Annotated in this window: 20 protein-coding genes; 15 read left to right on the forward strand and 5 right to left on the reverse strand. The window is 44.2% G+C overall.

Translation table 11 applies throughout. The features are described from left to right. Positions 1-54: 54 nt before the first annotated feature. From NSQ50_RS11300 to NSQ50_RS11310, 3 genes are all read left to right on the forward strand, one after another. Positions 55-873 carry a sensor histidine kinase gene (locus NSQ50_RS11300; protein ID WP_076106124.1) on the forward strand — a complete coding sequence of 273 codons (819 nt, stop codon included), beginning with the start codon at positions 55-57 and terminating at the stop codon, positions 871-873. Continuing rightward, a complete protein-coding gene (locus tag NSQ50_RS11305; RefSeq protein ID WP_038570057.1) occupies positions 870-1,529 on the forward strand; it encodes a response regulator in 660 nt (219 codons plus the stop codon). Before NSQ50_RS11300 ends, NSQ50_RS11305 begins: the two co-directional genes overlap by 4 nt. A 63-nt stretch (positions 1,530-1,592) precedes the next feature. After that, the gene (locus tag NSQ50_RS11310) at positions 1,593-2,234 is read left to right on the forward strand and encodes a DUF1775 domain-containing protein (protein ID WP_051491292.1); all 642 of its coding nucleotides are present in this window, start codon (positions 1,593-1,595) and stop codon (positions 2,232-2,234) included. Positions 2,235-2,346: 112 nt separating this feature from the next. On the opposite strand, the gene NSQ50_RS11315 is transcribed toward NSQ50_RS11310, so the two are convergent. From NSQ50_RS11315 to NSQ50_RS11325, 3 genes are read right to left on the reverse strand one after another with little or no spacing between them, the layout of a single operon-like run. Beyond that, the gene (locus NSQ50_RS11315; RefSeq protein WP_076224934.1) at positions 2,347-4,293 is read right to left on the reverse strand and encodes a CotH kinase family protein; all 1,947 of its coding nucleotides are present in this window, start codon (positions 4,291-4,293) and stop codon (positions 2,347-2,349) included. A 29-nt stretch (positions 4,294-4,322) separates the two neighbouring features. Then, positions 4,323-5,051 carry a DUF4956 domain-containing protein gene (locus NSQ50_RS11320; protein WP_036683492.1) on the reverse strand — a complete coding sequence of 243 codons (729 nt, stop codon included), beginning with the start codon at positions 5,049-5,051 and terminating at the stop codon, positions 4,323-4,325. Positions 5,052-5,053: 2 nt separating this feature from the next. After that, a complete protein-coding gene (locus NSQ50_RS11325) occupies positions 5,054-5,767 on the reverse strand; it encodes a polyphosphate polymerase domain-containing protein (protein WP_036683495.1) in 714 nt (237 codons plus the stop codon). A 226-nt stretch (positions 5,768-5,993) separates the two neighbouring features. Between NSQ50_RS11325 and NSQ50_RS11330 the strand changes: the two genes are divergently transcribed. The 3 genes from NSQ50_RS11330 (at position 5,994) to NSQ50_RS11340 (ending at position 12,193) form a co-directional block, all read left to right on the forward strand. Continuing rightward, entirely contained in the window at positions 5,994-7,235 is a 1,242-nt protein-coding gene (locus NSQ50_RS11330) for a purple acid phosphatase family protein (protein WP_076224933.1), read from the forward strand. Between the two features lie 218 nt (positions 7,236-7,453). Further along, the gene (locus NSQ50_RS11335) at positions 7,454-8,212 is read left to right on the forward strand and encodes a DUF6612 family protein (protein ID WP_038570065.1); all 759 of its coding nucleotides are present in this window, start codon (positions 7,454-7,456) and stop codon (positions 8,210-8,212) included. Positions 8,213-8,563: 351 nt separating this feature from the next. Beyond that, positions 8,564-12,193 (forward strand): X2-like carbohydrate binding domain-containing protein, encoded by a 3,630-nt coding sequence (locus NSQ50_RS11340; RefSeq protein ID WP_340949919.1) that lies wholly within the window; start codon positions 8,564-8,566, stop codon positions 12,191-12,193. A 378-nt stretch (positions 12,194-12,571) separates the two neighbouring features. On the opposite strand, the gene NSQ50_RS11345 is transcribed toward NSQ50_RS11340, so the two are convergent. Beyond that, entirely contained in the window at positions 12,572-13,312 is a 741-nt protein-coding gene (locus tag NSQ50_RS11345; protein WP_076225130.1) for an SDR family NAD(P)-dependent oxidoreductase, read from the reverse strand. A 131-nt stretch (positions 13,313-13,443) separates the two neighbouring features. Between NSQ50_RS11345 and NSQ50_RS11350 the strand changes: the two genes are divergently transcribed. Both NSQ50_RS11350 and NSQ50_RS11355 read left to right on the forward strand, forming a co-directional pair. Next, positions 13,444-14,337 carry a LysR family transcriptional regulator gene (locus tag NSQ50_RS11350; RefSeq protein WP_076225131.1) on the forward strand — a complete coding sequence of 298 codons (894 nt, stop codon included), beginning with the start codon at positions 13,444-13,446 and terminating at the stop codon, positions 14,335-14,337. A 388-nt stretch (positions 14,338-14,725) separates the two neighbouring features. Continuing rightward, complete coding sequence (locus NSQ50_RS11355; RefSeq protein ID WP_038570073.1) at positions 14,726-15,436, forward strand: SAM-dependent methyltransferase; 711 nt, start codon at positions 14,726-14,728, stop codon at positions 15,434-15,436. Positions 15,437-15,511: 75 nt separating this feature from the next. Here the strand turns inward: NSQ50_RS11355 and NSQ50_RS11360 are convergent, their stop codons facing one another. Continuing rightward, a complete protein-coding gene (locus NSQ50_RS11360) occupies positions 15,512-16,726 on the reverse strand; it encodes an MFS transporter (RefSeq protein ID WP_038574369.1) in 1,215 nt (404 codons plus the stop codon). 174 nt (positions 16,727-16,900) lie between these two features. On the opposite strand from NSQ50_RS11360, the gene NSQ50_RS11365 reads away from it, so the two are divergent. From NSQ50_RS11365 to NSQ50_RS11395, 7 genes are all read left to right on the forward strand, one after another. Beyond that, positions 16,901-17,062, forward strand: coding sequence for a hypothetical protein (locus NSQ50_RS11365; RefSeq protein ID WP_155288118.1), 162 nt, complete (start codon positions 16,901-16,903; stop codon positions 17,060-17,062). Further along, positions 17,059-18,021 carry a phosphotransferase enzyme family protein gene (locus tag NSQ50_RS11370; RefSeq protein ID WP_052096960.1) on the forward strand — a complete coding sequence of 321 codons (963 nt, stop codon included), beginning with the start codon at positions 17,059-17,061 and terminating at the stop codon, positions 18,019-18,021. Before NSQ50_RS11365 ends, NSQ50_RS11370 begins: the two co-directional genes overlap by 4 nt. A gap of 60 nt (positions 18,022-18,081) precedes the next feature. Next, a complete protein-coding gene (locus NSQ50_RS11375) occupies positions 18,082-18,567 on the forward strand; it encodes a DUF3888 domain-containing protein (RefSeq protein WP_038570075.1) in 486 nt (161 codons plus the stop codon). An 819-nt stretch (positions 18,568-19,386) separates the two neighbouring features. Beyond that, on the forward strand, positions 19,387-19,722 hold the full coding sequence (locus NSQ50_RS11380; protein ID WP_244886465.1) for a hypothetical protein: 336 nt from the start codon (positions 19,387-19,389) through the stop codon (positions 19,720-19,722). After that, positions 19,723-20,106 (forward strand): DNA polymerase III subunit beta, encoded by a 384-nt coding sequence (locus NSQ50_RS11385; RefSeq protein ID WP_076225132.1) that lies wholly within the window; start codon positions 19,723-19,725, stop codon positions 20,104-20,106. A 30-nt stretch (positions 20,107-20,136) separates the two neighbouring features. Then, positions 20,137-20,865, forward strand: coding sequence for a DNA polymerase III subunit beta (dnaN, locus tag NSQ50_RS11390; RefSeq protein ID WP_076225133.1), 729 nt, complete (start codon positions 20,137-20,139; stop codon positions 20,863-20,865). A 183-nt stretch (positions 20,866-21,048) separates the two neighbouring features. Beyond that, positions 21,049-21,933, forward strand: coding sequence for an EFR1 family ferrodoxin (locus NSQ50_RS11395; protein ID WP_038570079.1), 885 nt, complete (start codon positions 21,049-21,051; stop codon positions 21,931-21,933). Positions 21,934-21,936: the final 3 nt, after the last annotated feature.

A 21,936-nucleotide genomic window follows, 5' to 3' on the forward strand; every position in this document is an offset into this window, starting at 1 on the left:
TGTTAATCATAAGATGTACGGGAGGGGACAGCAACGTATAACCGAATCAAGTACATGATCCTGTTACTGCCAACGCTAATGGTAGGGATCTGGGAGGTCGTGCGCCATCAGTTTCTAATGCCTTATATTTCGATGGATCTGGGGAATTATTTGACACCTGTTCTCGTATTTTTGTTCACTCTTGTATTGCTCGTCCCTATGTTTTCGCTTATGGAGCGGAATCAGCGGGAGCTGGAGCAGGAACGTGCGCTCAAAGAGGCAATGAAAGCCCGGGAAGGGCTAGCTAAGGAACTGCATGATGGGATGGCGCAATCTTTATTTCTTTTATCTGTCAAAATAGATCGTTTGGAAGCAAGCCGCAGGAATGGGGAAGTCAGCGAAGAAAATGTGGATCAGATCAAAAAGACCGTCCACGAGGTGAACCGTTATGTTCGGCAGGCGATCGCTAATCTGAAGGTACCAGTGTCTGAGCAGCACTCTTTTTCATTGGAACAGTCGGTTAAAGATCAGCTTGCTCAAATGGCTAACGAGATTATGATTGAAGTTTCCTTGGATTGGAGTCTACAGGATGAAGCCCTCTCTCCTTCGGAAAAAGCAGAGCTGCTATCTTGTATCCGAGAGGCTATTATTAATGTGCGTAAGCATACAAGAGCGGCGAAGGTTTCTATCACGGGTGCAGGCACTGAGAAAAACTGGAGCGTGGCGATTGTCGACAATGGCGAAGGATTTCAGCATGACCCTTTTGAGGTAAACGGAAGTTACGGCCTTCAGATCATGAAGGAACGTGTCGAAGGAATGGGTTGGAAGCTTCAGGTGAGCTCCGGCAATACGGGGACAAATGTGGAAATTACGAAAGGAGGGGGAAGTTTATGAGCCGGTACCGGGTTTTGGTTGTGGATGATCATGCGCATGCGCGTGAGGCGATGTGTGAGATTTTGTCCATGGATGATAGTTTTGAGGTCATTGGTGTAGTGGAGAGTGGTCCTGAGGCGATCGCGTTCACGGCCCAGTGGATGCCTGATCTCATTCTTATCGACATTCAGATGCCGGAGATGGACGGGCTGGAGACTACTCGCCGGATCAAGCAGGAATATCCCTATGTCAAAATCGTTATCGTTACGGTATCGGACGAAATTTCCCACCTCCTCGAAGCGCTGAAGCAAGGTGCACAAGGGTACTTATTGAAGAATCTGGCACCTTCCACCTGGATTGAATATTTGCAAGCCATTGTGAATGAAGAAGCACCGCTAAGCCGGGAGCTGGCTTTTCAAATCCTGAAAGAATTTACCGTTCCTTCAGTAACGGACGAAGGAGAGTCATTGACGGCAAGGGAGAAGGAGATTTTAAGCTGTGTGTCATCCGGATCGACGAATAAAGAGATTGCCATAAGCCTGTCGATTTCGGAGCATACCGTAAAAAACCATCTGAAAAACATCCTTCAAAAGCTTCAACTCCAAAATCGTACGCAGCTGACGCGTTATGCTCTGGAGCAGGGGCTTGCTTCACGTAAACGTGATTTTCCGCGGTAATTATGAGGATAGAGATGAAAGTGAAAAATGATAAAATTACTTAAGGAAAGAGGCACTCTAACTATGAACAGATTATCTCGCAAAATAATGACACTATTCGCACCAGCCGCTGCAACACTTCTGTTGTTCGCAGCCGTGGCAAGCGCACACGTAACCGTGGCACCAGCACAATCCAGTACCGGAGCATGGGAGACTTACACACTTAAAGTCCCTTCAGAAAAAGATGTAGCGACTGTACAAGTTGATCTACGTATCCCGGCAGGTGCCGAGTTCAAGCAATATGAGGCTACACCGGGCTGGGATGTTACCATTGAGGGGAACAAAGTTAGCTGGATAGCTAATGGAGAGGGAATTAAAGCAGGACAATTCCAACGTTTCTATTTCACAGCGAAGAACCCTGATACTGCAGGTGACATTGCTTGGGATGCTTATCAGCATTATGCCGATGGCAGCTTGGTGCAGTGGTCTGGTGAGGCAGGAACAGAAAGTCCGCATTCTATTACTTCGATTGTGCAAGCCTCCGGTGGGAATGAACATTCTCACGGTTCCAGTGACAATGGCATGAGTATGGAAGAACATAATGCCATCATGGAAAGCGAGAACAACTCAACCAGTGTCAACCCAATGGTCTATATCGCATTAGGGATCTCTTTACTAGCCTTTTTAATAGCAACCATAAGTATATTGCGCGGGCGGAAAGAGTAAGCGGGAACTAGTTGTGATACAAGAATATAGTGTTCATGCAAGAAGCCTCCGTCAATAAACGACGGAGGCTTCTTGCATGAATTATTTGTTGATGAGGATACTTTTTACTGCTCTACAGCCGTTTGCGTTTGTAGTGGGTTATGAAAGCAGCAGTGAGTATTAGGAGAAGGATGGCGACGCCAGTGGTGATGGCTTCACTCGTGCTGCCTTTTTGCTGCATAGTACCAGCACCACCAAAGTCGCCACCGCCCATACCACCAGGCATACCGCCACCAAAGCCACCGCCGCCCATGCCGCCACCACCAGGACCATTTCCGCCGCCTTCAGGGAAAGCGGGTCCGCCCATAGCTCCAGGCTCACCACCCGCGCCGCCGTCAAATCCACCTTGAGCAGCTTGGCCGTTAGTGTTGTTTTGTCCACCTTGAGCAGCTTGGCCGTTAGTGTTGATCTGTCCGTCTTGAGCAGTTTGCCCTGTTTGTGTAGTCTGCCCACCCGCAGCTGCTTGTGAGTTACTGCCAGGACCATCGCCGGCATTAGGGATAGCCGGTCCGCCCATGGCACCAGGCTCACCACCTGCACCACCCTGAGCAGTCTGTCCATCCGTAGCCGCTTGCCCTCCGGTATTTGGTGCAGCTGCGTTTGCGCCAGTATTACCAGTAGCGCCATCCGCACCTGTGGCCTGCCCAGCACCCGCAGCGCCTTGAGCTGCACCATTTTTAGCGCCGCCACCAAAGCCACCGCCGCCCATGCCACCACCCATGCCGCCACCACTTCCTGATCCGTCACCGGATGAAGGAATGGTGCCGTCGAGCTGCTGCTGGATACTTGTGGCCATGTTCGACATGAAGGTCTCAACAGCCTTTATCCCATTTTCATACTGTTCGAAAGTGTAGAAGGCGGATGGATCCGCTTTGACATAGCTGGAAATCATCGTGTTCAGCTCATCAATCCGAGCCTGGAACGTATCGTCCGCTAGATAGCCAGTAATCATCTCACTAACAATTTCGTGATATTTCGTTTTGTATTCCTCATTAGCGAGCAGTTTCGCAATCAGCGGGCGTTCTGCCAACGCACCTTGGGTAGGCTCGTCAATTAACACATCTGCGCTTCCCATGCCGCCAAAAGCCATATTATAATCCCACGGCAGAATCGAGAAGACTCCATCGTCTTCATATAAGTAATAATTCTGCTTATTCCCACCTAAATAACTGTCCATATTACCCGTGACCGCATTTAGAGCGATATACTTCAGCGATTCCTCTACGTCGATGTATTTTTCATAATCGGTGCCGTTATTTAGCTCATTCAGCATGTCGACAAGAATATCATCGTTGGACTTATCGGATTTCATTTCTAGTCCAGTATAGAGGGCTGGATCATCGCCCAGCCAAGTCAAATCACTGCCCTGACCGGTCATTACACCTTTATAAAGTGCACCATAAGCGTTGCCGAAATTGCGTTCCAGATAAGCATCACCGATCTGTTCTACTGCAAGATAGAAACCCTTCAGTTCATCGTTTACATACACATTGACGAAGGAATATTTCGGCGTCGGGAGACCGACACTTTCAGCGAGCTCATAGGTCAGAAATTCACGCATATAAGAAGCATCGCTGTAATTATTATTAAGATTGATTTTAGTAATGCCGAATAAATTCTGGTTAACATACTCATCAAAAGAAATTTTGAAGCTGTAGCGGTCAGAGTCTGTCATCTGTACTACGCTTCTGAGACTGAGATTTCCTTTGGTCCGTACAGCTACATTATCGTATTTCATACCGTTGTACTCTACGGAAGCCATTTTATATTCTTCAGCACTGGCATTATCCAGCATATCCTGAAAATCGTCCGGGTCCAAAGTGATTTTGACATCCACGACCTTATCTTTTGGAAAGACCTGCTCGTCTAGCTTTTTCTCATCGCTCGAAATGACCTTGTCTTGAGCATCAGACGTTGGATTATTTGTTGCAGACGGACTTGCGTTCTGACACCCGGCTACGGCGATGACCAGCAGCAGGCAGCAAAAACTCAGCAGGATTGACTTACCTCTGGTTTTCATCTGGGGCACCGCCTTTCATCTCGTTGTAATTAAGATACATAGTCACCGCTATAGCTGATCAAGAGTGCATTTTTGACACCTTTTAGGTCAGAGACTGTGTTGACAAAGCCGCCTACTTTATCATCCAGACGAAGCTCCAGCGTCAATTCAATATTGTTTGCGGAGACTGTTTTTTGCTTCACATTGTAACGTTTTACGGATTTGGTGATATGGCTGTGTACTTCACGTTCACTTTCATCACTGTCGCAGTTAATGACCAGTAAATATGGCGTTTCGATAGAAGAGTGTTTGATGAACAGGAACAAAATGAGGCCGATAATGATCGAACCGATAATAGCCAAGGTGAAAAATCCTGCGCCTGTTACAATCCCTGCTACAGCTGCCCAGAACAAGAAGATCAGATCAGTTGGATCTTTGATTGGTGTTCTGAAACGAACGATGGACAATGCGCCGACCATACCGAGGGACAGCACAAGGTTAGAGTTAATCGCAATAATGACAGTAGCTGTAATCATGGTCATGCCCATAAGTGAGACGTTAAAGCTTTTGGAATATAAAACACCGCTAAAGACACGTTTGTAGAGCAGGTAAATGAAGTATCCGATCAGAAAAGCTACGCCCAAGGTAATCAGCATCTTGGAGATACTAATATCAGATACAAAATTGTCGATCACCGAGTTTTTAATAATGTCCGAAAAATTATTTGTAGTATCTGTAGTCGTTGTTGTAGCTGCTAGCGGTGCTAGTGATGCATTCATAATCAATAATCCTCCCAAGTGTTAGTTTTTAAGAATTTGCGGCAGATCACGTATTTCGAAGCGGACTGCCTATTCAGTCCCTCCAGCTGCAATGCGATTTTAATGTACTCCGGAATATACTCATCAAATTTCACTTCAAAAATTATGAAGTTCTCATCAATCGCCCGAATCGGATGCAAATCCTTATCGAAAATATCCGTAGAATGCAGGCCCGTACGTAATTCTTTATCGAACGTAATTCGCACATTGCCGTTGTGGCAAACATAAGGCTCGCGAACATAATCCACGATGACCTTGGGTCGCAGCAGGTTATGGCGCATCTGATCGTATAACTCCATGAACAGCGGACTGTCCGGGACGTTCAGCACTTCGTAGTTGCCCGCCATAATCTCGTCGTACATTTGCCGTGTTAGCGGTTCTTTGATTTTGGCGATATAATCGTCCATTTTAATTTTTTTCTCAAAGTGAATGATGTTGTCTTGGATGTTGTAAATGCGAATCCGGTATTTGGCCCGCTCTCTGAGACCGCCGAGCTTGTCTGCAAGTGCCGTGTTGTTGATATCGTCAAAATACAAACTCCGAATGTGGTATTCTCCACTCTCATTAGCGTGTTGATCTTTATCAATCAAGCTTTGCAATCGCTGGCGTAATATAAGGTATTGATGATAGTTAATGAAAAATTTAAGTTCATGCCGGAATTGAAGCTTCTTATTCATTTTCACACCTCGTTTCTCTCTCTATCTCTGGCTAACCTTCCTGCTTGACTAATTCTAGGAGACAGACCTTATGCTTAACTTAAAATAGACTGAATGTTTGCTGAATGTTTTACACTGCGTTAACAAAAGTCTGTATAAAGAATCGTGTGCAGATTTGACTTCTGACTTTGTAGGGGGCTATCTTATTTAGAAGGCTAGAGAGAAATTTTCATAAGGAGGTACCGTGATGAGAGACTATAAATTTGCCATAATCCTAGGAGTGCTTGTGATTGTGGTTATTTTAGTGGCTTATGGGTTGGAACGATCGAAAAGCGGAAGTGATGCTACTTCACCAGCACCGTATGATCTCGTGACTACCTTTAAGGGAGCCGCGAGCACAAGCCGCGCGTTTACTTGGTATACAAGTGACTCTAGTGCAGCAGGCATTCTGGAGATTGTAAAGGGACAGGTGTCCTCTTTTGCAAATACGGATGTACAAAGGGTAGAAGCGAAAAGTAGTTCCATCAAAACAGACAATGGCACCAAAGGTGTTCATAAAGTGGAAGCTACGGGTCTTGAACCCGGGACGTTATATACTTATAGAGTGGGTAGTGGCGTTGAAGGGGAATGGAGTCCGGCAGCGGAATTTACAACGGAAGAAGATGGACTGGACAGTGTGTCTTTTATCAACGTAACGGATTCTCAAGGGGAAACGGCAGAGGATTTTAAGCTGTGGGGGAATACACTGAACAAGGCTTTTCAGACATTTCCTGAAGCCGAATTTATTGTGCATAACGGCGATTTGACGGAGGATCCGGAGGATTCGGCAGGCTGGGATGATTTTTTTGGCAATGTGCAGGGCTGGATTTCAGGGATTCCGTTAATGCCGGTAACAGGCAATCATGATGAGGTGGATGAGGATGCAACGTATTATACTTCACACTTCAACCTGCCGGATAATGGGGCAAAAGGTTCAATTGCAGGTACCTCGTATTCCTTCGATTATGGACCTGTGCATGTAACGGTACTGAATACAGAGAGCAATCTAAAAAAGCAAACGGAATGGCTGAAGGAAGATCTGAAGAACACAGACAAGAAATGGAAAATCGTTGCGATGCACCGTCCGGCTTACGGGGGGAACTCCTATAAGAAAGTTGAAGATTGGACGGATATTTTTGATACGTATCAGGTTGACTTAGTGCTGCAGGGTCATAATCATGAATATTCCAGATCCTACCCGTTACGTGGCGGAAAAATAGTTCCAGAAGGTGAGATTTCCAAAGGTGCTAAACGAGGGACAGTCTATGTTGTGACTAACGCTTCTGGAGGGAAATTTAACGAGAAAAAAGAAGATCAGTTCTATCATGCGGTGCATTTTCAGAACAATAAGCAAATGTTTGCCGGCATTAACGTTACCGGGGATACATTAACCTATCAGGCTTATGATGTGGATGGAAAGCTGCTGGATGAGTTTGTGCTGACACATTGAGCTAAGGGAATTGGTAATATTACTAAAATACCTTCTCTGCTGTAAAGGCGGGGGAGGTATTTTTTTGATTTGCATCAAACCACCAAACCCGGCGCAACTGTACACCTTAAGACGCTTTTTCACATGTCTACCTTTTCCGTCATATAAGCTGTTAGCTTTATAATGATAAAATAGATTTAGTTATATTTGGATTTCATTTGAAGTGAAGGGGAAGTAATATGTTTATCAGAAAAGCGGTTTTTATCGGTATCATTTGTATGTTAGGTTTGACAGGTTGTGCAACGAACACTAAATCGGGTGCTGAAGGAGGGGGAGATAAGCGTGCAGAGGAGCTGCTCAGCATGTCTCGGAGTGAACTGGCTAAGCAGGAGAGCTACACTATAGAAATGGAGAAACAAGAAGAAACATCAAGCAAATCGGAAAAAAGTGAAGATAAACATTGGTCGAGCGCTGTCTCATTTCATGTCGACTATGTTAGAAATCCTTATACCGTATATCTAAAATCGGAGACTGCGGAAGGGAAGGAACGAGAAGAGTACATATCAGATACTGAATATCATACAAAGGTAATGGATGATTTATTTATCAAGCAAGACGATTATATTCCAGTGAAAGAAAAACAAATGGTACAAAGATTTATTGATCCGTACGATTATATAGACACGTACCAGATAGATTCTCAGGAGATCGTTGTTACTGAAGAGGAACAAGAATACATACTTTCGATGGAGATATCGTCTAATGATGCGAGTAAGGAAACACTCAAATTGATGAAACAGAATTTAACAGACAAAATTAAACTAAGATATACGCTGGATAAAACTACACATTTGCCGCAAAAAGTGGAAGCGGAAATATTCACTTCATTGAAATCAGAAAACTTAGATTCAGAATCAGTGCTCACTTTGCAAACAAATATCAGCCATTTTAATGGTATAAAAGAGATTGTTATGCCTGCAGATACTAGTGAAGAATAGTTATATTAGAAAGCCTCTGGGATTTATTCCGGAGGTTTTCTTTATCAACAGAATTATTTTTGATCAAAATTTAGTGAAATTGTATCCTGAAGTGTGAAAATGGTACGATTTTTAGAGACAATCTTCTGCAAAATATAACCATTTTCTCTCGATAATGAAAAACCTTACCATTATAATGAAAGCGTTATCAGAAAATGGATTCTAAGTTCTAAAGGTATGGATTAAGGGGGAGGGAGGAGCAGGGATATAGAGTAAGAAGAAGGCATAAACAAACCAATTATATCGTAGGAGGCGTAAAACGTGATTCGTAACCGTATCCGGAAAACAGGACTTTTGGTCCTGCTTGGCGCGATGGTAGGCTCTTTATTCTCTGCATTCCCAGCTACTACCCATGCAGCCTCAAGTGAACCTTACACCTGGAAAAGCGTTGTAACGGGAGCTGGCGGGGGCTTTGTACCCGGAATTATTTTTAATCAAACTGAACCGAATCTGATTTATGCCAGAACAGATATTGGCGGTGCCTATCGCTGGAATCAAGCTACATCCAGTTGGGTCTCAATTAGTGACTCGGTAGGCTGGGTAGATTGGAACAAGAATGGCGTAGATGCTCTGGCTACAGACCCAATTGATCCTAATAAAGTCTACATGGCAACGGGTACGTATACTAATCATTGGGATAATAATGGCCAGATTATGCGCTCTAATGACCGGGGGAACACCTGGCAAACTACTCCACTGCCTTTTAAAGTAGGTGGCAATATGCCGGGCCGTTCCGCTGGTGAACGCCTAGTCATCGACCCCAATAAGAACAACATTCTCTACTTTGGAGCTAGAAGTGGTAACGGTCTCTGGAAGAGTATTGACTCTGGTGTAACTTGGTCAAAGGTAACCTCTTTTCCAAATGTAGGCACGTATATTCAGAATCCGACACTTGATTATGGGAATGATCTCGTCGGATTGTCTTGGATCACTTTCGATAAGAGTACAGGTACACTTGGCAACGCTACTCAAACGATCTATGTCGGTGTAGCCGACACGGCTAGCAGCGTATATCGGAGTACAGATGGTGGAGTAACCTGGACAGCTCTGGCTGGACAACCTACGGGTTTCTTGCCACATCACGGCGAGCTGTCATCCACAGGCGACCTCTATATTACTTATAGTAATGGTGTAGGACCGTATGATGGTAGTAAGGGTGAAGTATGGAAATACAACAAAACTAGTGGAGCTTGGACCAATATCAGTCCTACGACTGGTACAGATAATTGGTACGGCTTTGGTGGATTGGCACTGGATGCTCAGCACCCTAATACATTGATGGTATCCAGCTTAAACGCTTGGTGGCCTGATGAAGTCATTTTCCGCAGTACCAACGGTGGCGCTACTTGGAGTCGCATTTGGGATTGGGGCAATTATCCAGAACGGACTTATAAGTTCAGCATGGATATCACCGCCGCTCCATGGCTCGATCATGGAACCACTTCAACATCCCTGGATCCTTCACCCAAGCTAGGCTGGATGATGGGTGATTTGGAAATTGATCCATTTAACTCGAATCGAATGATGTACGGCACTGGAGCAACAATTTATGGCTCGAACAATTTGACCTCATGGGATACCGGTGGCAAGGTAAATATCTCTGTCATGGCAAAAGGTGTGGAGGAAACTGCAGTGCTGGGGCTAATTAGCCCGCCAACTGGAACTTCCCATTTGATCACTGCACTTGGTGACGTTTCCGGTTTCCGTCATGAGGATTTGTCGGTAGCACCAACCAAATTCCAGACCAGTCCTTCATGGGCAACAACGATGAGTATTGACTACGCTGAATTGAGTCCGTCCTATATGGTGCGGGTAGGCAGTGCAGATAAAGAAAAAACGCCAAGCATGAAGTCTATTGGTATCTCTAACGATGGTGGAGTGAACTGGTATATGCCAAACTCCGAGCCTTCAAATGGAACCAAAACAACGGTGGGCCATGGACAAGTGGCAGTCTCTGCAAGTGGTAATTCCATTCTGTGGAGCACCTCAGATATTGGGGTGTATTATTCCAAAACCTCAGGCAATTCTTGGACAGCAAGTGCAGGATTACCGGCAGGGGCGAAGATAGCGTCTGATCGCGTGAATCCTAACAAATATTATGGATTCTATGCAGGAACTTTCTATGTAAGTGTGGATGGTGGAGCTACATTTACTGCCACCGGAGCTTCGGGCTTCCCGACCAATAATGTGGCTGGATTACAGCCGAATGAAGCCCAAATCAGTATGAAGGCAGTTCCAGGTATTGAAGGCGACATTTGGTTCGCCGGAGGGAATACGGTTGAGAATAAATATGGTCTATGGCACTCCACTAATTCAGGTGCGAGCTTCACGAAGTTAACGAATGTAGAAGAAGCTGATCTTATTGGTTATGGTAAGGCTGCTCCGGGCCAAACTTATATGTCATTGTACACCGTAGCGAAGATTGATGGTGTAAGGGGCGTTTTCCGTTCCGATGATGTTGGCGCAACTTGGGTACGTATTAATGACGATGCTCACCAATACGCTAAGATCAATATGGCGATTACTGGGGATCCAAGAATCTATGGACGTGTATATCTCGGTACGAATGGCCGAGGCACCTTGTATGCTGATCCTGTAAATCCACCAGCTACAGGCTCGACCATTACGCCAATAACTGCAAGCTTTGATAAGAAAACAGCGAATCAGGTAGACGTCGCAGTAACTATGACGTTGAACGGAAATACACTGAGCACGATCAAAAATGGAACGGCAACCCTCGTAGCCGGAACGGATTATACGGTAAGTGGATCAACAGTGACGATTAAAAAAGCGTATTTAGCGACGCAAGCGGTAGGAACGACTACGCTGACATTCAGCTTTAGCGCTGGAGCTACACAATCTTTGGCGGTAGCGGTAACGGATACTACAACACCAGTATCCAACTCGACCATCACCCCAAGCAGCGCAGGTTTTGATAAGAAAACAGCAAATCAAGCAGACGTTGCAGTAACTATGACGTTGAACGGAAATACGCTGAGCACGATCAAGAACGGAACGGCAACCCTTGTAGCCGGAACGGATTATACGGTAAGTGGATCAACAGTGACGATTAAAAAAGCGTATTTAGCGACACAAGCGGTAGGAACGACTACGCTGACGTTTAGCTTTAGCGCTGGAGCTACACAATCTTTGGCGGTAGCGGTAACGGATACTACAACACCAGTATCCAACTCGACCATCACCCCAAGCAGCGCAGGTTTTGATAAGAAAACAGCAAATCAAGCAGACGTTGCAGTAACTATGACGTTGAACGGAAATACACTGAGCACGATCAAGAACGGAACGGCAACCCTCGTAGCCGGAACGGATTATACGGTAAGTGGATCAACAGTCACTCTCAAGAAGGAGTATCTGGCAACTCAAGGCGTAGGAACGACAACGCTGACCTTTGAGTTTAGTGCAGGAGCCGCACAATCCTTGGTTGTCACCATCTCAGATACGTCAGTAGCTCCTACAGTAGCACTGAAAGTGCAGATGTATAACGGTACAGTGTCTGCTTCCGGAAATACACTAAATCCAAAGTTTAAGCTGGTGAATACAAGCACAAGTGCTGTTGCACTTTCTGATGTGAAATTAAGATATTATTACACAATTGACGGTGAGCAGGCACAAAGCTTCTTCTGCGATTGGTCACAGGCTGGAAGTGCGAATGTAACGGGCACGTTTGTGAAGCTGCCAACGGCTAAAGCTGATGCGGATTATTATCTGGAGCTTGGATTCTCGAGTGCAGCAGGTTCACTTGCTGCGGGTGCGAGCATCGATATCCAAGTGCGAGTAGCTAAAGAGGATTGGTCAAATTACACTCAAACCGGAGATTACTCCTTTAATGCGGTTGATACCAATTTTGTAGACTGGACAAAAGCGCCACTACGTTCTATGAGTCATGCGATATGTGGTATGTCGGATGGCTACGTTCTATGAATCATGTGGTATGTGGTATGTGCTATGAGGAGGCGTGGGTATACGTTATGTGGTATGTCAGATGCATTTATGGTTCGTGCGGTGTGGGCTAGAGAGTAATTAGGGAAAACCTCCCTGAAAATAGCCGATATTTGCTTTAAATGAACGAAATCAGGGAATACCTCCCTAAAAATCAGGCGAATTCGTTATTTGCCAGTAAATTAGCTAATAATTAGGGAGGTTTTCCCTAATTATTGGTTGGATGACCAGAAAACTCAGAATTTTAGGGAGAAATTCCCCAATTATTCTATCAACGCTTCACTTCGTCCTGTACGGTACGTAAGAACCAGCTAATGATACTTAAAAGTAGTTCTGACATACCATTAGCTGTTTTGGCTGTTACAATGTTTGTCCGCTATCTATGGTAATGATCTGTCCAGTCATTGCTTCCTGTTCTAGCGCAGCGCAGACGAACTGGGCGGTATCTTCGGCGGTTGAAATATGCTGAAGCAGCAGATTAGGGGCTAGTTTATACATCTGTTCTTCTCGTCCAGCCCACCATCTAGTAGCAACGGCGCCCGGTGCTACACAGTTAACTCTAATATTTGGAGCCAGCGCGTGTGCCAGCGATTTCGTAAGACCGTGGACAGCCGCTTTGGAGACGGCATAAGGAAGGGAGGAGCCTAAGCCTGTCTGTCCAGCGATACTGCCGAGATTGAGGATGGCTCCTGAATTTTTATGATTCATATATGGTGCAACCGCTCTGGCGCAGAAAAACATTCCTTTCACATTTACATCATATAGCTCATCCCATACTTCCTCGGTTGCCTTTTCCAGATCTCCGAGAGCAATATGTTTAGTTATACTGGCATTATTCACTAGCAGATCTATTGTCCCGAAATGCTGAATAATCGAATCCACCATACTCTGCACTTCTTGATCTTTAGAAACGTTGGCTTGTATTGCTATAGCCTGCCCCCCTTGATTCAGAATTGTCTTTACGGTTTCAATGGCTTCATCCTCAGATCTAGAATAGTTCACTACGACGTGAGCCCCGCGTTTGGATAGTTCCAAGCTTACAGCTTTGCCAATTCCAGTCCCTCCACCAGTTACTAATGCGACTTTATTGTTGAGATCCATCCTCATGCACTCCTTAAGTTGGCGTATGTTGTTGATATAAAGTATTCTATAGAGAAAAGTGGATTTCGTATAATTGAATATAATGAAGGTTTGGTTCAATTTATTTGAATTGAACACTGGAGGACACTAGGATGGATCTAAAAACAATAAAAACCTTTCAAACAATCGTAACTTCCGGAAGCTTTAATCGTGCCGCAGAAGAATTGAACTATGCCCAATCTACAGTTACGATGCAGATGCAAAGGCTTGAATCTGATCTGGGATGTCAATTGCTTGAGCGGGGTAAGCAAATCAGCTTAACAGAAGCAGGCAGATTGTTTTATGAAGAGAGCTTACATATCGTTAAAGATATGGAACGACTAGAGAGCCGTTTGGCTGATTTAAAAATAGGAGAAGCTGGCAACGTGCGATTAGGAGTAACGGACCCGACGGCGAGCTATCGTTTGCCGCAGCTTTTAAGTAGGTTTATGGTGCAATTTCCTAAAGTGAAGGTCTCCGTGGATATTGCGGGAACCGCCGCACTTAGTGAACTACTCCTGAGTGGTGAAATTGATTTGGCTGTGTGCTCGGCGCCTGAGCTCGGCAAGGAGCTTTATTTTGAACCCTTATTTGCAGAGGAATTTGTGTTACTTTTGCCAGAAGAGCATCCGCTAGCATCCAAGGAGAGTATCACCCCAGAGGATATACAGGCTCATCGCTTATTGATTACGGCAGCGAATTGTCCTTATCGCAAAAAATTAGAAAGTGTGCTGCAGGAATCAGGTGGGCCGCCACTAAATACTATGGAGATTGGGAGCATGACGGCGCTGAAATATTTTGTGGGAAGTGGTTTAGGCGTGGCTCTTGTGCCTGAGATTGTGCTGAATCCAGCCCCAGCAGGAACTATAGTACGGAAGCTGGAGGGAAAGGTTATTGATATGACCTGTGGTATCCTGTGTAAACTTTCAGATTATCCGCTTAAGCTAGCGAGCTCCAGATTGTATCATTTTTTAAAACAGGAACTAACCGTGACAAGGATATTTTGAATTTTAAACGAATTGTTAAGAAATAGAAAAAATAGAAAGGGCGGTGTTTGATGTTTTTTAGGAGGAAATTCAGTTTCTGGCTTTCGATTATAAGTATCATCATCTGTCTGAGTGACTATCTGGGGGTGGGGATCGCGAATATTATTCTTGTACGTTTGAACCCTATTATAGATACACTGATCTTTACAGAACCTTTTGAAAGCTTCATGGTTGATGTAAATAATCCGAGATGGGGAACCAATAGTGCGTTAATCAGCGTCAGATTCCCAACTTATATTATTCATTTTGGAACGTTTTTGATTTTGGGGATTCTAATTGATTACCTTATTCGTATATTAAAACAGAAGTAGAAGTGTAAATGAGCCTAGAAGAGGAAAGGTGAGCTGAGATGAGCGGAGCAAAGGGAAAGCTTGATTTGGAGAGAATTGTTTTTATTGGCAGGACCTATGAGGAATATTTACGTATGTTTGATCTGCTGGAATCAGATCTCATCGGCCAGAGAATTCTGGATTGTCCTGCGGGTGCTTGTTCTTTTACAGCAATAGCGAATCAGTTGGGTGGTGCTGTAACGGCTGCCGATATTGCTTACTATTACTCTGAAGATGAGCTGGCAGACAAAGGGGTTCAAGATATTGCGCATGCGATGTCCGGAATGGAAAAAGTACAGGATAACTTCGTTTGGAACTACTTTAAATCAATCGAGGGCCTGACCGAAGCTAGGAACGCAGCTTTAACCGCCAGCACTAAAGATCGAAGACAAACCCCGGAGCGTTATGTTCCTGTGGTACTTCCGGATCTGCCATTTGCGGATGAAGCATTTGATCTGACATTATCTGCTCACTTTCTATTTATGTACAGCGATCGGCTGGACTATGGATTTCATCTAAAGACTATTAAGAAACTAATGCGGGTGACGAGAGGCGAGCTTCGAATCTTTCCACTAGTCGACCTTTCTTGTAAAAGGTATGAGCATTTAGACCGCCTTATTGATGATTTGGTGAGGCAAGGATTTACTGCAGAGGAACTAGAGGTTCCTTATGAATTTCAAAAAGGTGCAAAGCAGATGTTGAAGATTAGAAGAGCAGAATTGTTCCTCTGAAATATAAAACGAGGGTGCCTCAAGCCATGATGACTTTGGGAGCGCCCTCGTTTTTTGTATAAATATCTATAAAGCTTACGCTACAGTTTCTTTCCGTTCTGCTACAAAACAAGCTATGCCTAATACCAGACCAAGACCCACTAGAACCGCACCGACCCAAGGAAGCGAAGTGATCGCTAAATGAGAAATGACCCAACCGCCAATAAAGGCACCCGTTGCGTTACCGAGATTCCCGGCGGAGTGGCTGGTCGTTGAGGCAAGTGCAGGGGCTGCCTGAGCCAGACTCATAATCCGTATTTGCAGACCCGGCATGACCGCAAAGGACACCATACCCCAGAAAAATATTGTGATTACCGCAGCTATTGGGCTATGCATCGTGAAGGAAAAGATCGTTAGAATCATACTGACTGCAAAATAAAGTCCCACGATAGAAGGCATCAGCTTCCAATCCGCAAGCTTTCCGCCAACGATGTTCCCGATGGTCACCCCACAGCCGAATAAGACTAGAATCCAAGTCACACTATGTTCAGCAAAACCAGTCACTTCTTCAAGCAGTGGAGTAATATATGTGAACACGGTGAACAAGCTGGCGTTCCCTAACGCCCCGATCAATAAGAATAGTAGCAGCTTTGGATTAGCCAGCGCAGCAATCTGCTGGATAACACTCGCTGGTTTCTCTTGTTTAAGCTTTGGAATAAAAATGAGAATACCGATCAGCGCGGCGACTCCCATGACAGCAATCGCTGCAAATGAGGCCCGCCAGCCCATACTTTGTCCAATAAATGTCCCTAGAGGAACTCCGACAATATTGGCTATCGTTAAACCTGCCATCATAATAGATACGGCTCCGGCCCGCTTATTGGGTTGTACAAGATTGGATGCGATGACTGCGCCAACCCCAAAAAAAGTACCATGAGTTAAAGCTGTAATTATACGAGCTACCATGAGAACGGTATAGTTGGGTGCAAACACAGAGATTCCGTTGCCCAGTATAAAAAGAATCATGAGAAGACATAACAGTTTCTTTTGTGGAATGCGTTGCGTGAGAATGGTCAGGATGGGTGCGCCAACGGCCACTCCAAGTGCGTACATTGTAATGAGTTGGCCAGCAGTCGAAATACTAACCTGTAAATCGTTGGCAACATTTGGTAAAATACCCATAATAACAAACTCAGTCATACCAATCGCAAAAGCGCCTACCGTAAGAGAAAGTATAGAGATGGGAAAGGGCTCTTTCCCTGCTCGTTCTTTGCGTGTTTGTGCCTTGTTGAGGTTTGGAATTGCATTCATGATGCCGATGTTCAACCTTTCTTCTGCCTGTAATGAAGCTCCACCTTGGTTAAGATGATAGATCCGACATGTAAGTATTGCCTTTCTATTATTTAGTTTTCTGAAAATATTTTCAAGATAAATATTTTTTCAGATAGTTTTCATTTTTATAGATCATTGAAGGGATGGTTATTTATGAATGTTGAAGGCCAAGTCCAAGTGCTTGAATTGCCGGAAATGAAGCAAGAATTTAATAACAGTTTGCAGAGTAATGATCTTGGATTGGATATAGAAATCTATCAAATTGCGAACCCTTCCTGGCCCGATGAGGCTGAAGTGTTCCTTCCTTTGCGATGAGAAAAAATTATAAGCAGGCAGCTTTAATAGCGCTTCAGAACTTTGACCTGGATTGGACGCAGATTCGTTTTAACCAGCTATCGGATAACTGTACCTTTGTAATCGAAACTAATAAAGAGGGAACTTTTTTACTGCGCCTTCATTCGGGGAGATCTAAAGAGGAAATTAACTCCGAAATCGCGTGGCTGGAGCTTTTAAGGAGCAAAATTGATGTCTCCCTGCCAAAAGGTGTTCATGATCGCACGGGTGCTGTAACGTTCAAAGTGGAACAGGGAAATGGAGAAGGCGTGTATGCCTCTTTAATGCGCTGGGTTGAAGGGGAACATGCGAATGAAAATCTTACCGAAGAACAAATTTACAAAGAAGGCGTTCTATTAGCCAAGCTACATAAGGCGGCACAGGAGCTGGAGTTACCCCCTGGCTTTAATCGTCCTGTTTGGGATGAGCATAGCTTTCGAAAAGCAATGCTTCGTTTAAAGCTGCATTATCATTGTTTTCTTACGGATGATGAGTTTGTGCTGTATCAGTCGGCAGCTGAAAAATTATACAACTGGTTAAGCAAGCAGCATAAAAATAAGAACAGAAGGTCTTATGGCGTTATCCATGGAGATTTACATCAAGGCAACATCATATTTAAAGAGGGCGAACCTCGGCCGATTGATTTTGGAAGATGTGGTTGGGGTTATTATCTTTATGACGTGGCACATACCCTTCTTGGACTGTATCCATTGCAAAGAGAAGGGGTCATTAAGGGGTACGAAAGTATCGCCAAGCTCGATGGGGAGTGGGTTCAGACTTTAGAGAATTTTACGGTCATGGTTATGATCGAAAATTATTGCCATCACGTATCCGATCCTAGGGAAACTGAGGGTCTAAAAGCAGAACAGCCCTATGCGCTAGCGATCCTGAAAAATTATCTTAAGGGAGAACCCTTTCTTTTTGACAGGATTGAGATTTAACGTATAAAAATAGGGTCTCTTTGGGGAATTTATATAAAGTTCCCTAAGGAGGCTATTGTGATGAAAAAAAGCTGGATTACTCCCCTTCTTGTCGCAGTGATGCTTGTTCTGACGCCACAACCTTGCTCCGCTAATAGGTTAATTCAACCTCAATCTATAACGCCCTCCAGGTCTGATTCGGGACTTCAACTGCCAGATCAAGATTCTCGCGAACTTAAGTTTCAAGACATTCTGATGTTATTTCTTTTACCCCATATTGAGAAAAAAATTGCAGATATTTATTCACCGCTTCTGCGAGAATCGCCAATGGTTTATCCTTACTTTGTGGATGTGACTGAGGTGAAGCGGCTCAATGGTTTCCGTGGGTTTGATTTCTTGATTACACTTAACGTATATCCTACAGTAGGTCCACATATTTCAGTTGGAGAAGATACCATGACTTTTAGGATCTCTCCTGGTCCTAAGGTGAAGCTTGAATCGTTCAAGCATCTAAAAGACCCCAAAAAGTCAGACTTCCCACCAAATTATCAGAACATCCTGAGATAGTGTAGTTTCGGTAAGGCAGGCGGAAGAGTAGATGTTAATATGTGCCGCGTGTTGAGTTATGAGGCGAGCTATTTTTACATGAGTAGGGAGTTCTGCGGTAAAGGTGATGGGTTGAGTAGGGAAGGGAGTCTTAGGAGATGGTGAGTGAGAGGGGAGGAAGGTTGGGCTAGTGGCGTGATGAGGGTGAGTGGAGGGGAGGAAGGTTGGGCTAGTGGCATGATGAGGGTGAGTGAGAGGGGAGGAAGATTGGGTTAGTGGCATGATGAGGGTGTGCGTGAGGGGATAGAAGTTGGGTTAGTGGCGTGATGAGGGTGTGTGAGAGGGAATGAAGGTTGGGCTAGTGGCGTGATGAGGGTGAGTGCGTGTGTCCGGGAGCGGGCAAACGGGATAGTTGCAGTTTATACACTTATTTGCAGGAGATAAGAAGCTTAGTCACTTTTAGTTGCATTTGGTGCAGTTAAAAGAAGTCTTTTCACACTAATTTGTTAATATCGTTGAATTTAGTTGCAGAGAATACACTTATTTCGCTCGGGCAGCACTATGTATTGTTTATAGTTGTATAAAGTGCAATTAACTCATACATTCACAAACGATTTTAAGCAAAATAAAAAATCCATGGGTTAACGTTGCAATACCCAACTCATACCCAACTCATACCCAACGCATACCAAACTCATGCCCAGCCCACCACACACACTCCGATCTTTGGGGTGTTTTTTTGTGGTTAGAATTGTGGTGGATTAATGGCGATTATGGTATTATGAAATTAGTGGATATATTGATTTAAGTTACCAAATTCAAATATGGAGGTGTGAGGGATTGGGTGATCATAAATTCGAAGGCGAACACAAGGGGAGCAGTATTAGCGAAATTAAAGATAAAGTCACTAGCGATAGCGCAAGTAACAACGAGGATAAAGTCAAAGTAGGTGTAGCTACTAAAGATGGGCAGTTGGGGTTTCTTTTTACAAGGGGAGGTCTTCGGGAGGGTGCGGGTAGAAAAAGCACTGGTGTAACTAAAAAGGTATCTTTGACGTTATCTGAGGACGTTTGGCAGGAGATAGAGCAGGCTTGTGCGGATCAGAACGCATCTCGCTCTCAAGTATTTCGGAACATTATTGAGGCGCATTTTGTAAAGGAATCTAAGGAGAGTTAGGTGAAGTCTTTGCTAATCCATGTATTAAAAGATTCTCTGAGTACCGCTTTACAGGCAGCATTAAAAGCCATATCCGCGAATAGTTCCTCACGTGTTCTATCTGGAATACTTATTCAAGCGCAAACTCAGGGTCTGATATTAACAGCCAGCAATATAAGAATGACCATTGAATATAAGCTCCATGTAAAAATGGATTCGGTGGTTGTGCACAACACAGGTGAGATCGTAGTTCCCGCACGTTATTTTTATGAGATCATTCGTAAGCTTGATCCTGGACTAATTAGGCTGGAAATCGTAGAGTCATTGATATTAAATATTCAATCAGGGAACACTCAATTTCGTTTATGTGGAATGGATGCAGCAGAGTTTCCGAGAATCCAATAAATAGATCATCCAAATATTCAAAGGATAAGCATGAAGAACATTCTCTTGAAGCAAATATTTAAAAGAGTGGTTTTTGCGGTCTCTTCATCGGAAACCAGACCTGTGCTCACAGGAGTTTTGCTTCAAATAGATAAGCGAAATATTCGTGTAGTCGCCACTGATGGCATCCGCTTCGCCCAGCATATTGTTGAAAGCATAGAAGATTACGGTGCAATTCCTTTAGATGTTGTAATCCCGGGCAGCAGCCTGGAGGATCTTTTAAAAATATTAAGCGATGATGCAGACAGCAGCACCGATTTAGAAATAGGCCCCAAGCAGATCAGATTTATTTCTAATGGATTGAGGGTTCAGTCTGCCCTTTTAGAAGGAACTTATCCCTCTGTCAATAATTTAATCCCAAAAGCGTATCTCTCCGAAGTGATTGTTAAGACAGACCGTTTGTTACATGTGGTTGAACGTATTTCTATATTGGCTGGTGAGAGTGTTATGCTCAGCGTACTTCCTTCTAACACGCTAAGTTTAGTGTCCAAGACTGCAGAAATTGGGGATGTAAAAGAAGAGATTCCTTTGGATCATCTAGAGGGTGATCATTTTCGAGTAGCCTTTAACGGAAAATATTTCAGGGACATCCTTCGGGCGATAGATAGTGAGACGCTTAGAATAAGGTTCGCGGGAAAAGAAAGGCCGCTGGTGATCCTGCCTGTAGACGCATCTTCGTCCACACTTTTTTTAATTACTCCTGTGAGGACGCATGATTGAGGATATGTTAATTGCAGTATTTGAGTAGATTTGGGTGAATAGCTGCAACTGAGTCCGATAGTGTGGCAAAACGAGCGAAATTATAGAAATAAGAGCAACTGAGTCCGAAATAGCCCAAACCCACTTCAGCATCACAGCTTTCCCAGACGGGAATGAGGTATATTTGATCTGGGAGGGGATGGAATGCATAATGCAAAGACGGCCATATTTTATTTCTCAGGTACTGGCAATACGGAGATTATTGCTAAGCAATTTGCTGAAAGGCTAAGAAGTAAAGGGCAAGACGTAGATTTGTTTAGAGTGGAAGATATTATTAAAGGCACTCGTTCTGTAGAATATGAAGCCTATGATCTTATAGGTATTGGTCATCCGGTTCTAGGCTTTGGCGCTTCCGGTTTTGTTGAACATTTTGCAGATCAGCTGCCTGAATGTAATGGAACCCCGGCATTTGTATTCAAAACGGCATCCTCTCCACACTATATCAATAACGGTGCTTCGAATACGGTTCTTCGTTCTTTGCGTGGGAAGGGATATATCCCTTTTCACAATTCCATTTTGGCGATGCCATGTAATTTTTATATCAAATATGATGACAGGTTGAATAAGCAGTTGTACCAAGCCGCACAGCGTAAGGTGGAATTGTTTGCAGAGGAAATCGTAAACCGAACACCACGAAATCTGCCGATTCACCCTGTGTTGGAGCGGGTTCTGAGAACAGTATATTATTGTGAGGAACACCAAGGGGGAAAATACTTCGCAAAAGGATTGCGTACAACGGACGCTTGCACACTATGTTTAAAATGTGTCAGCAACTGTCCAACATCCAATATTAGTAGCGGCGTAGAAGGAATTGTTTTCAGTCAAAATTGTTTATTATGTATGCGTTGTGTTTATTCTTGTCCTCAGAAGGCAATCCAAGCGACAAGACTGAAGGCTAGCGTAGTAGATCCCTATACTGGAGGTCCGAATCTTCATAAACTAATGAAGGATTCTGCGAATGATGGACGGTTTGTTACTCCCAAATCCAAGGGCTACTATAAGCATTTTATTAAGTATTTGGAGGAATGACAT

Origin of the sequence: Paenibacillus sp. FSL R10-2788, from assembly GCF_038003885.1 — a bacterium.
GTDB lineage: Bacteria > Bacillota > Bacilli > Paenibacillales > Paenibacillaceae > Paenibacillus_AQ > Paenibacillus_AQ odorifer.